The organism is Zhongshania aquimaris (assembly GCF_019312595.1).
GTDB classification, from domain to species: domain Bacteria; phylum Pseudomonadota; class Gammaproteobacteria; order Pseudomonadales; family Spongiibacteraceae; genus Spongiibacter; species Spongiibacter aquimaris.
Genome location: NZ_JAHWDQ010000001.1, coordinates 623,848 through 635,572 on the forward strand (window position 1 = coordinate 623,848; position 11,725 = coordinate 635,572).

The window sequence follows — 11,725 nt, forward strand, 5'->3', positions numbered from 1 at the left end:
CCGCAACGGATTATTGCAACTCTCAAATCTATTGAGATGCTCGCTCTACCTTGATGGTTTTTGCAGACTTCCGAAAAACAAGATAACGGCCTTACCCACTGGATGAATTCTCGCCGTCAACAGCTGGAAAGTGTTCTGGGCCGGCACTCGCAGCAGACCGTTTCACCGCTGCTATTGATGACCGATGTTTTGCACCTGGCCAAGCTTCGCTTTTTTTGCCCCCGTCTAAGAACCGAAGCTTACGCTCCAAGCGTGCCATTAATCGGCCAAAAAGCTTCCACCGATCAAGTAGCGCATTCCTCTCCAACCTGCCTCACTGTGTTAAGGTGTCCCTCAAGCGAAGGTGGCAGACAGGAAATAATACTCAGCGGTAAGCTATTGATCAGCTTTGAATAACCACTGCACCGAGCGAACCATCTATTTTACAAGAAGGATAATTTTCCGGTTTGCCGGTGCCTGCCGAGGCAAGAGTCCTTAAAGCGAGAATATTTACACAATCAACTCGTCGATGATCGCGATGGCGGCAAATTGAACGCCATAGCGCCGGCAATGAAGCTTGTCGGCGGAAATACTGGCGCAAACAACTTACCTAGTTCACTCGATCGTGGCGGAAACTGCGACGTGTTTTATCGACGGGTTCACCCTGCACTTCTTCAAATGCCGCAATTTCGGTCTCAGCAACAGTATTGCGCTCTAAATAAGGGCGATATTTATCAAGGCGACGCTCCCCAGCATTTTGGCTGATCGCAGTTGGCCCCAAAGCAGATTCCTTTTCATAGGACAGTTCGGTCAGAAATGGGGGTTTGGCCTGAACCGAGACGGCAAATAATGCGCTCGCAGCGAGTACGCCAAAAAGTTTAACCGCTTTCATCATTACAGCTCCTCTTTACTTGGTAACAGCTGGCATTATAGGTGCTGAGCCATTGATTCGCTTATAGATTGCGCGGTAATTGGTGATAGGTTTTAGTGATCACGTGCAGACACTATCTCAAGCATTTTTTGTGGCCCTACCGACTCTGACTGATAGCGGGCCACAAGTTCCTAATTACCACTTCTGTTGTTTGGCCTCATAATTGCAACTCCCCTACTTAAATGACCGGTGATCGCTGGAAATGCAGTGGTGGTGGATTTATGAGTAATATAGATAGCAATAATCAAAGTCTTAGTGCAGCGAATTGCACCCGGAAGGTACTGATCCTGCTTTCAGCGCTCTTTTTTAGTGCAAATTCTCTCTCGGAGGAAGCGTCCTCCGCCATAGTTACGCCCTCAACCGCACCCGCGACAGAAATTCAATTAGTTGAAAAAGACACCGATGTGTTTTACCTGGAAGCCAAACTGGGCAATAGCGCTGCATCCGAATTCCTTTTTGACACCGGCTCAGGATACCTGGCCATCAATGTAAAAGTTCTTGACCGCTTGAAGTCAGAGGGTGATGCCCAATACCGACGCTCTATTCGCGCCCGGCTAGCCAGCGGCGCAATCAATTCGCTCGCGGTGTATTCCATTGCCAGTTTGGATTTGGGCGGCGGATGTGTGCTGCACGATGTGGAAGCGGCCATACTGCCAGGCTCCACCCGCAACATTTTGGGAATGAATGTGCTCAAAATGGTGGACAGTTTTAGCGTCTCCTTTAAACCCGCCAAACTGGTATTGAGCGGTTGCGGTCAGCCTGCTCCTGAGGTTGTTGCAACGCTGTGAAACGTTCTGTTATTTAAACGCAATTCAGATCTACCAATAAAATAGCGAACAAATCTAGCGCTTAAGTGGGCTTATTTTCACATTCAAAAAATCATCCCTGGAAACAAACCCGCTCAGTGTAAAAGGCAGTTTGCTAGCTGCATTGTAGCCGATCCGAAACACTGGCTTACTTTCCGTTTTTAACAAGAGAAGCTACCACCGATTTAGGCTTTTGCAGCAACAACACGCACATGAAATCACTTTTCAATAGCGCAATAGAGGGCCTAAGCCTCGGTCGACAACTCAATAATGCTGACTCACCTTGTCGTCATACGTTGATGGATTTTACAACTGTACGCAAACTCAGGCAGTGCGAATACCAAACTGATAATCTACGAACACCTAGCCGCTTAACATGTGTCCGTCTTATCGGATGACAGTCATGCAAAAGACGCGCGACCGGGTGGTACGTTGGAAAAGAAGCGCAATATATATAAAAATACTACATCTGAAGTGTTTCAAAAACCTCGCAACCCGATTTTAGAATTAAAAGTAATTGGTGCAACATCTACTCTTTTCGATCGCAGTTTCGTTCTTGTTTTCTTGCAGTAGTATCCGAGCCGATGCCAGCCAGCTTACTCTCTATACCGCTCATCTCCGTCAAAATGGAAAGGATCCGTCACAAGAAAGGAGTTTTGATCATATTGAAGAACCAAAGGCACAAACTTTTTCCCAAGGAAATGAGTCTTAAAAAAATACTGGGTTGCAATACAAGACCTAAGCATGACAAGTACATCTTTTTTTCATTGCTTCTTAGTGGTGAGAGAATGATCTTTTGCTAAGCTGAAGTTAGTGGAAACAATAAATATAAGCTCTGCTGAGCCGACCAACTCATATACAGGCGTTTACAATGGATATGATCCGACTTTTCGACATTCGCACCATATTTTTATTGTTGCCGCTCACCGCCATGCTTCTAGGACTCGTACTCTGGCTCGGGCCTAGGCGCGATCGGAACGAAGGCTTGCAACGCTGGATTATTGGCCTCGTCTGCGTGGGGGTATCATGGTCGCTGATGGCAACGCGTGGGCATCTCCACCCTGCAATATCAGTCGCCTTTGCCGATGGATTGATGGTGGCCGCGCTGTCTGCACAGGCCGGCGCATTTTATGAGTTTAAATATCAACGCCCACCCTCTCGCATGACATTAATACCTGCCGTCGTTCTATTTCTCATATTCCTCACCACCCCGCTGAGCTACCGCACGTACTCCCTTCTCGGCTCCTTCACGATCTCTGTACCGCTGCTGATAATGGGATATCTTTCTTGGGGGCTAGGCAAGACCGCAGCAAGAATTCCGATGGCAGTATTTTACACATTAGGAGGATTTCTACTTCAAGCACGGGCATTACATATCTGGTTTTCAACAGAAACTAACTTAAATTTTTTTACCGCGCACCCTCTGCACGTTCTCACCTTCTTGAATTCGTTTGCCATGACCATCAGCGGCAGTATCGGCTTCCTAGAATTACAACGCTGGCGAGCCGAAAAAAGCATTCGGCACTATGCCATGCATGACGACCTTACCGGCCTTTTAAACCGACGTGCGTTCTTTAAACTCGCGCAACGGGAACTGGGCCGTGCCAAACAAAAACACTCAGCAATGGCTGTTATGATGCTTGACATAGACCATTTCAAACGGATCAACGACAATTACGGCCACTTTACCGGCGACATAGCGCTAATCGAAATAGCCAATGCATTTCACCAATGTTTACGAGAAGCAGACCTGCTTTGCCGGTCGGGCGGAGAGGAATTTATGGTCCTTCTCGTGGGTGTATCAAAAGAGTCAGCTTTAGAAATTGCTGAACGTATTTGTGACAGCGTAAGTAAGCTGAAAATAAAGGGGGTGGAACACGCCGTCACACTGAGCATCGGCCTCACTATGTGCGATGCTTCTTGCGATAAATCAATTGACGAAGGGTTGCAAAAAGCTGACGAAGCGTTATACAAAGCAAAACATAGTGGCCGCAACCGAGTTATCGTAGCAGAGGAGAACCTCGAACGTTAGAACTGAAAGTGCTTGCCATCGCCCAAACAAACTGCGCGTCTGGGCGACATAGCTCCATTCTGAGGATGAACTAAGAATATATGCATCAAATGGAACAAGCTGTAGAGGCCCCAGAAGAAGCCACCACTTTGCCATGCACCTTATAACAACGAACTTAGTACAGAATTTTAAGCACTTTTACGAGCGTAACGAGTAGACAGTGACAGTAATTTCTCGACTTTCACAGAAAGCTGATCTGCCGACCGTGTTATCCAGAGATAGCTGCACAAAAAACCCAAGTAGATAACAAACGCCACCCACTCAGGGAGATTACTTTGAACTAGCTTTACCCCAAGTAGAGCAAAAAGCAGGGTACTTAACTGCAACACAAACGCCACACTGTTAGTCGACATACCCGCATCTTTTAAAATGTGATGCATATGGTCTCTGCCCGCCAATGCAGGAGAGCGCCCTGCTAGTCGCCTACGGACAATTACGCCAGCGGTGTCAAACAAGGGTATACCGAGTAGATACAGTGCCGTTATTGGATGAATCACACCGCTTTGCGCTAGGTCGATCATTATCCAAACGACGGCGAAACCTAGGGCGCCGCTGCCCGCATCACCTAGAAAAATTCTCGCTTTACTATTCCAAGGAAAACGTGAATTGAAGAGCATAAAGGCAAAAAGTGACGCCGAAATGACGGCAGTTACCAGCGCCTGAATTTCCAAGCCAGCCTCAGCAGAGAGAAAACACATGATCAACATCGGAATAAAAACCATACCCGACGCAAGCCCATCGAGACCATCGATAAGGTTGAGTGCATTGATGCCGCTTGCGACAGCAAACATGGTTGCACCCAAGCCCATTAGGCCAAGGTAAACTACCCCAAGTCCGAGCAAATCCCCCAAAGACGACAGCACATTACCAGCGACGAGAGCCATCATTAAGCCAGCCAGCATATGAGCGATGAAGCGAACCCGATAGTCTATGCCGAAACGATCGTCAAACAGCCCCAGCGCGACAACTACAGAGCTGATTATGGGTAGCCAGAAATAAGACGAGTCCCAGAATGAAGGAACCAGCAACAATGCCAACATACCAATTTGAATGGCCAGCCCGCCAACAAGAGGAGTCGGTTTAGTATGCTGCTTACGCCCGCCGGGATGATCTAACAAGCCGATAAGCGGGGCAAATTTGATAAGTAAAAACAACGAACCAAAACACAGCGAGAACGCGACGAGTACAATCTCAGTCATAGTCCACCTATATATTTATTATTATTGCTCTTTTAAGAATTCCAGCTCTAGAGGCAGAGACTCAAGTTCCCAAAATGCTTGGATAAAGACATAGTAACTGCGATCAGGGTATTAATAAAGTTACAATTTGTCACTTTTGTGACACATATCGCTTATAAGGCGAGCCTTTCAGCCCAATATTGGCAGCCTTGGTCGATCAAATCGAAGCTCTTGCGGTAGATATCGGGGCTTAAACCGATAGGATCAGCAACCTCCAGTTCTTTTCTGCCAGAAACCATAACAATACGGCCGGCAACCGCAGGAAATCTGTCAACAATCCAGGTTTGATGACGAGCCTCCATTACCACCACTAAATCATGTTGATAGAGCAAGCTACGAGTAAGTTGAGTTGCTATATGCTCTTGTAGATCCACACCTCTTTCACGTGCAATTTGAGCCGTTAGTGTGTCAACACCATGTCCGAGCACCGCTGATACGCCGGCAGATGACACAATCATTTCTGGCATCTGACGCTTGATAAAAGCCGCTGCGTAAGGGCTTCGACAAATATTTCCAGTACAAACCAGAATCATACTTTTGAACTTCACTCGCTAGCACCTCTTTCCGGCACGCGCGCTGATTCGCGCTGAATAAAGCAGGTGAACGGAAGCGCCATTATCGCGACTAGAGTAAAAGCGATTCCGGGGATCTGAAGATTGAAATCAACCGTACTATGGATCCCGAGCACAAGCAGTGAAAGGAGCGAGGCAAACGCCGCCCCACACACCAATCTGTTCTTACGCTTTGCCATAAGGATCACACTACGTATAGCGCTTGTTGCGGCAAGACCGGCCAGAAAAAACGCCGCGACACCTACTTCAATCAAGAACTCCATATAATCATTGTGTGCATGATCAAAATAGTAGACGAGTTCGCTAGGTCGATAGGCGGGAAACACAGCATAAAATGATCCTAAGCCCGAACCTAAGGGCCAGAAATCCCGCGCCATTGCAAGTAAATGAGGAAATACAACAACTCGAATTTCTTCATGTAAAGACGTTCGCGCAATGCGGTCAACAACCTCCGCGACACCAAAAACATTTCCGACAAGCCATAGATCCACCAGAAAAAAGGTAATTAAAATAAGAGCGGCTCGCAGAAATAATTGCCGCTCCCTAAGGAAAACATAAAGTAAACCGATTACTGATAGGGCGGAAAAGAACGCTAGGTTTGCTCCCCGTGAACGACTAAAAATTAAGCCAACTAGAATGACACTAACAAAAATGCGATTTCGAAAAGTATCACTCATGAGAAACTCGATTAACGCCCTCGCCCGGTGTCGCCAACTGCTTACTTGACTTGACGTCAAACTAGATAAGATCAGTCCAATTCCCGTAGCACCACACAGCGACAGATATGCGCCATAATGGTTTCTATTTACAAAGGTTCCGGTTGCCACCTTCAATGGCGAAGCCTGTTCGAAAAACCAACCTACCTCAAGGCCTGAAAAAAGAAAAAACACGCCATAGGCAGCCTGAAAAACCCCCGAAACCACAATCGCAGACATCATTAACTTAAGTCGTTTATGACTATTGACCAATAGTAGTACCAGTAAAAAATTACAGAAATAACTAAATGTTTCCAAAAGATGAAGGACAGAATCACCTCGTGACACCGAAATATACACCTGTTGAAAAGTCTCTCCTGTGTAGTTAAAAGCCTCTTGATAAAGCGCTAATTGCCGTGGGAAGTATTGGATCGCAACTGAGTCAGGTAAGGGAATTATCTGTACGACCAGACAGCACAGCCAACAGACCCACAACACAAGAGGCAGTATCCAACTTCGTGCTAAGTTACTGACTCGAACCCTCGAAAACGCCCATAAAAGCAACCAGAGTGCCAGAATCAAGAAACATAATGACTCGGCAATCGATAGCACCCACAGTCTGTTCGCACCCCTGACTAGAGGAAAAGAAACCAATAAGAAAATATAAAGACCAAAAAGGAAGCCATCGGCACCGGAGAACGCACCTGCGTGGCTAGAGCGCTCCCATTTCGACGGGTATGACTTCACTATGACGACGCCTTGCTAGCGTTGAGGGACCCCGGAGTTCGCCCCTGTTTTGCCCAGCGCTTACAGACATCGCGACTATACGTCGAGACATCATAAAACCGTCGACACAGCATCCTCTCTCGCTTGTACTTCTGCACTAGCTCAAAAACCCTTTTTGACTGAGCCCTATTTTTTAACAAAAATCGAATGTCCTCGGAATAAATATCATGCAAGTCCGCAGAGAGCCGATACCAATTCTCAATCGCAAAATTGGCATAGTAAAAGTGGATAGCAATTTCGTTAGGACCGAGAACTGCTAAGCGAGATCGTATTTCCTGAAGGCGGTGATTCGAATTAAGATTACTCAAATCAGCCTGACCCGCAAGAGCCCAGGCGTAAGGCCACGTCGGTCTAAACACTATTGCTTTGCGAATTGCGCTATCTGAGTGGCTTCCCTCCCCACGACTAAGTGATGCGTAATGCCAGTAATCAGCTGCCCACGGATTAAGTGAGATGGCCTCAGCGACAACGCGCGAAAATGACGACGCCGAAATCCTACTCTCTGGTTTGTGAAGATAAGTCGTATAGATTTCGGCTAGCGCAATACGACCAGAAATAAAAGCCGTAAGTATCAAGGCAAAGAACGCAGTTAACGAGAAAATAATCTTGATTAATTTCAAACTGAATCACCAGCAGTTTGCAAGTGCATTAGAACCACATAAGCACGACGGCGAATCAAAGTAACGCTATTGCCCGTAGTAACCTCGGCCATAATAGTAGATATCTTGCCCTTTCATGGCACGTCGATGATCAACTCGATTCAATACCTGCCCTAATAAAGGCGCGTTAATTTGACTAAATCGGCGATGAAGTGACGAAACAATTTTCGCCGCGGTACTATCGTACTTAACAACCAACAAAACGCCGTCTGCATATTTCGCTAGTATAAAACTATCACTTACAGGAACGCAGGGGGCCGAATCTATTATTATTCGATCGTAATATGTCGAGACTGATTGCAATAGCTTTATAAAGCGAGGATTACTCAAAACCTGGCTAGGACTATTACCAATATCACCAACCGATAAAAACTGAAGATTTTCAGACACTTTCTGCACCGCGTCCTTGAACGTAGCCGTCTCCTGCAAAATCTCACCCGTACCTACGTGGTTAGCCTTTAGGTCCAAGTATTTAGCTAATTTAGGCTTCCTAAAATCAGCATCTATCAGCAACACTTTCTCAGACTCAGCAAATGCATAGGCTAGATTGAGCGCAATACTACTTTTGCCCTCTTCTTCCAGCGCCGACGTCACCAGAATACGTTTACGACTCTTATCAAAGTCCGACAACACAATTCCCGTGCGAATGCTTCTGATGCCTTCAGAGAAGGAAGATCGCGGATTCTCGAGTAACATTTTTGAAACAGACGCGGAAAACAAGCCCTTGCTTACATTGGGAATACTCGCAAATACAGGTACGTCCGAGAGCAATTCCAGTTCTGCTGTAGATTTTATAGAGGTGTCAAAATGACGCCGTAAAATCGCAAGCCCTATCCCCGCTATTAATCCCAGAATGATAGCGTATACAACACTTTTTCTTTTACGAGGCAAGTATGGCTTTTCAGGCAATATTGCTTCGTCAACAATTTGTGCCTTTAGGGCGCGGAAGTCACCGGCCAGATCTGTTTCCTTAAACCGCTTTAGCATTGCGTCATAAAGATCGCGATTCGATTCTGAATCACGAGTAAGCATTTGTAGCTTGTAGCCCTTCCTATCAAGTGAGCGAATATCTGTTTTTGTAATACTCACCGCTGATGACAAGGAGTTCACCATTTCATTCGCGACATTAAATTCGCTACGAATTCCCCTCGCTGCATTTTTAAGCTGATTTTCAAACGCCGATTGCGCTTCGTTCAGTCTCGCTTGCGCCTGAATCATCTTAGGGTGCTTGTGTTTATATCGGGTCTGAACATCGCTCATATTCTGCTGGGCGGCCAAGTAGCCCTCTTTCGTTTTTCGAACGAGATCATTACTTAATAGCGCTGGCAAATTCTGTAGTTCTAGTACATTGCCCCTCGCTTTTACAATCTGTTCATAGGTATTACGTAGCAGCGTCGCTCGACGTTGAGCCTCTCGTAGCCTTTGTAAATTGTCGTTCAGCTCATCTTCGAGGACGCCGCGCCCCCCTCGTACATTTACAAGATCTTGATTTTCGCGAAAACTCTGTAGTGCGCTTTCAGATTCAACCAGATCATCGCGAATAGTACCTAGCCTTTCATTCAACCAATCAGTAGCGCGTTTGGTGGCATCGAACTGAGCTTCAAACCCGCTATTGATATAAACAGTAACGAGCGCGTTAGCCGCTTCCATCGCTAGCGCAGGATAAACTGACAAAAAATGTATATTCACGATCTGGGTCATCGCCACCGGCTCGACTACCGTGGACGCCATGAACTGGTCGACAAATTCCCGCCGAAGCGTCAGGTCGGTGCTTTCAGCTATAGCTGGAGCGGCGATTTCCGCATTCAAGTCACCGAGTTCAAAAGGGAGGTATTTTTCTACCCACTTCAACCAATTCCGGCGCTCTTTTTTTTCTGGAAGAAAGTTCGGATATTGGGACCAATCTATCTGATCGACAACCTTTTGCGCCAAAGAGCGAGATTTGAGAACCGCAATCTGAGTCGCATAATAGCCTTGGGTTGCAGAACCCGTATCGTAATTTTCACCAACGCTCTGCACACTGCCCTGCCTAAATTCGATCTGCAAAGAACTGGTGGCGCGATATACAGGCGTCTTAATGGAAACCAGCACGATTGAGATCAATGCGAAGATCAAAACAATACCAGCAATATTCCACTTATATTCCAGCAGTTCTCTCAATTGGAATATAAGGCTGTTATCTTCGTCTTGTAGCGTAGGGTTGCTCAATTCTTGTGGCACTTAAAACAAGCCTTCTTCAATTATCAATGTATCACCCGGTGCTACTTTGGAATCCAGCCCCACCGACAACCGCTTCTTATTGTCCGACCCTTCCGGTACTAAAAACATATTTCTCTTAGATGCCAGCTGAGTAAAACCACCCGCCAGAGTTACTGCTTTTTGCACCGTTAATCCTGGAATATACGGATAACCACCAGGCTTCTTCACTTGTCCGTTTACATATACTGGTCGATATTCCACAACTGAAACACGAACATCAGGATCCACTAAGTAATCCCGTTCTAAACCGGTGTATACAAGAGACTCAAGCTTTTGGACCGTAACGCCCGCAACACGGATATCACCGAGAAACGGGTAACTCAAAATTCCGTTTTCTTCCAAGCGAAATTTAATAGTAAGTTCGCTCTCTCCATATACACTTATCTCAATTAAGTCGCCGGGACCCAGCACATAACTCGCTGTATCCCTAGGAGGAACGCCCTTCTCTGCAGCGTGAAGTTGAGGTGCTACACAGATTAAAAAAGCAAAAACAACCAGAAGAAAATCTAGTTTACTAGTAAATCTGAACATAGGTTATTTCACACTTCCTATTTAGTATTTCCAAGAGAGGCCCAGAGTAAAATACTGCTTATCAAACTCTCGGATACCAAACGACGAATCACGATCGGTATAGGTATATTTTGAATAGAGCGTGGCTCGCCGGGTCAGTAAGTAATCTAGCGACAAAGACTGACTAAGCACATCATCCTCTCTTTCACTATTTTCAAAAGTGATATTTGCGTACTGCAGTTTGTATCGCGCTATAAACTTTGCACCGAGCGACTGCCGCCACAAAAGTGAATATCGTTCTATATTAAGAAAGCTAGAGTCTAAAATATAACTCTCTTCAGTTTGCCTGCTAGTGCGGAGCTCAAATTGGCTTGATGTTCTTGGCCGCCAGTCTACTGCGACGTCCCAATCTAGCGCAGAAAAATCCTCATAAGCTGATGAGTCGGGTTCACGTCCTAGATAGCCAATAAACACTCTGCCGCTAGTTTTAGCTGTCGCCCGCCATATCGCACCAAGTGCGACTCGCGTCTCGGTTGCGTCCCTAGCCGCCAGGCCCGGAGAGGTGTCCGGGTATTCTATATTTCCTACACTGGCACGAACCGCTAATGCTGATTTCGGACTATTGTTATATGTCAGCAAAACCGTATGGGCGTCAAAATCGTAATCCAGAAACTCGGTACCCAATTCTCTATTGGTATCATAGTTCTTCGAGGACACATCAAAATTATATTCTAAATTAACAAGCGCTTCCTTTGCTCCGAATCGATAATGGAAATTCCCTGAGTCTAGAGTGAATTCATCAAGTTCCCGATCAATATCACTCAAATCCCTCGTTCGCCGCGTGCCAAACGCGTCATGGGACTGCGTATTATTAAGCCTGAATCCAAGGGTATTTCGAGAATTTGCTTCATAGTCGAAGCTAAAGTCCACCTCGCTATCGGCAAAATCATCCAAACTGCCATTATCGTAGTCACTGACAGCGCCTTCGACTTTCAAGTTAAAACTCGTTTTTTGAATTAATCCGCGCAATTCGAGCTCAGGGTAAAGAATCGCCCCTTGAACGCTTTCTTCATTTTCCGCAGTCCAATAAAAATTTGAATCGGACACGGCTTCAATGGCAATCGCTGGGTAAGCTCGCAACCACGAACTAAGCTCCATGCCTCCGGTATTTTCGACCGCCCACGCTGACGAACTCATACATATAGATAGTGCAGTGCAA

General features: G+C 46.2%; 9 protein-coding genes. 2 read left to right on the forward strand and 7 right to left on the reverse strand.

Translation table 11 applies throughout. The annotated features are described in order from the left end of the window. Window positions 1-589: 589 nt before the first annotated feature. Complete coding sequence (locus tag KXJ70_RS02965; RefSeq protein WP_219041955.1) at window positions 590-874, reverse strand: hypothetical protein; 285 nt, start codon at window positions 872-874, stop codon at window positions 590-592. A 257-nt stretch (window positions 875-1,131) separates the two neighbouring features. Here KXJ70_RS02965 and KXJ70_RS02970 point away from each other — a divergent pair, with 257 nt between their 5' ends. Together KXJ70_RS02970 and KXJ70_RS02975 are read left to right on the forward strand one after the other, a co-directional pair. Continuing rightward, window positions 1,132-1,698: a retropepsin-like aspartic protease family protein gene (locus KXJ70_RS02970; protein WP_219041956.1), complete on the forward strand. Its 567-nt coding sequence runs from the start codon at window positions 1,132-1,134 to the stop codon at window positions 1,696-1,698. 889 nt (window positions 1,699-2,587) lie between these two features. Continuing rightward, window positions 2,588-3,748 carry a GGDEF domain-containing protein gene (locus KXJ70_RS02975; RefSeq protein ID WP_219041957.1) on the forward strand — a complete coding sequence of 387 codons (1,161 nt, stop codon included), beginning with the start codon at window positions 2,588-2,590 and terminating at the stop codon, window positions 3,746-3,748. Window positions 3,749-3,915: 167 nt separating this feature from the next. On the opposite strand, the gene KXJ70_RS02980 is transcribed toward KXJ70_RS02975, so the two are convergent. From KXJ70_RS02980 to KXJ70_RS03005, 6 genes are all read right to left on the reverse strand, one after another. Continuing rightward, entirely contained in the window at window positions 3,916-4,986 is a 1,071-nt protein-coding gene (locus tag KXJ70_RS02980; protein WP_219041958.1) for an MraY family glycosyltransferase, read from the reverse strand. A 152-nt stretch (window positions 4,987-5,138) separates the two neighbouring features. Continuing rightward, window positions 5,139-5,573: an arsenate reductase/protein-tyrosine-phosphatase family protein gene (locus KXJ70_RS02985; protein ID WP_219041959.1), complete on the reverse strand. Its 435-nt coding sequence runs from the start codon at window positions 5,571-5,573 to the stop codon at window positions 5,139-5,141. Then, a complete protein-coding gene (locus tag KXJ70_RS19510; protein WP_219041960.1) occupies window positions 5,570-7,039 on the reverse strand; it encodes an O-antigen ligase family protein in 1,470 nt (489 codons plus the stop codon). Before KXJ70_RS19510 ends, KXJ70_RS02985 begins: the two co-directional genes overlap by 4 nt. Before the next feature lie 725 nt (window positions 7,040-7,764). Then, window positions 7,765-9,957 carry a GumC family protein gene (locus tag KXJ70_RS02995; RefSeq protein WP_219041961.1) on the reverse strand — a complete coding sequence of 731 codons (2,193 nt, stop codon included), beginning with the start codon at window positions 9,955-9,957 and terminating at the stop codon, window positions 7,765-7,767. After that, entirely contained in the window at window positions 9,958-10,527 is a 570-nt protein-coding gene (locus KXJ70_RS03000) for a polysaccharide biosynthesis/export family protein (RefSeq protein ID WP_219041962.1), read from the reverse strand. It abuts the gene before it with no gap. A gap of 21 nt (window positions 10,528-10,548) precedes the next feature. After that, window positions 10,549-11,703 (reverse strand): outer membrane beta-barrel protein, encoded by a 1,155-nt coding sequence (locus KXJ70_RS03005; RefSeq protein ID WP_219041963.1) that lies wholly within the window; start codon window positions 11,701-11,703, stop codon window positions 10,549-10,551. Window positions 11,704-11,725 lie beyond the last annotated feature (22 nt).

What these genes read in the sequence shown, in the direction of transcription:
- KXJ70_RS02970 (WP_219041956.1), top strand. Translation starts at nt 1,132, where the DNA reads ATGAGTAATATAGATAGCAATAATCAAAGTCTTAGTGCAGCGAATTGC.
- KXJ70_RS03000 (WP_219041962.1), bottom strand. Translation starts at nt 10,527, where the DNA reads ATGTTCAGATTTACTAGTAAACTAGATTTTCTTCTGGTTGTTTTTGCT.
- KXJ70_RS02980 (WP_219041958.1), bottom strand. Translation starts at nt 4,986, where the DNA reads ATGACTGAGATTGTACTCGTCGCGTTCTCGCTGTGTTTTGGTTCGTTG.
- KXJ70_RS02975 (WP_219041957.1), top strand. Translation starts at nt 2,588, where the DNA reads ATGGATATGATCCGACTTTTCGACATTCGCACCATATTTTTATTGTTG.
- KXJ70_RS02965 (WP_219041955.1), bottom strand. Translation starts at nt 874, where the DNA reads ATGATGAAAGCGGTTAAACTTTTTGGCGTACTCGCTGCGAGCGCATTA.
- KXJ70_RS03005 (WP_219041963.1), bottom strand. Translation starts at nt 11,703, where the DNA reads ATGAGTTCGTCAGCGTGGGCGGTCGAAAATACCGGAGGCATGGAGCTT.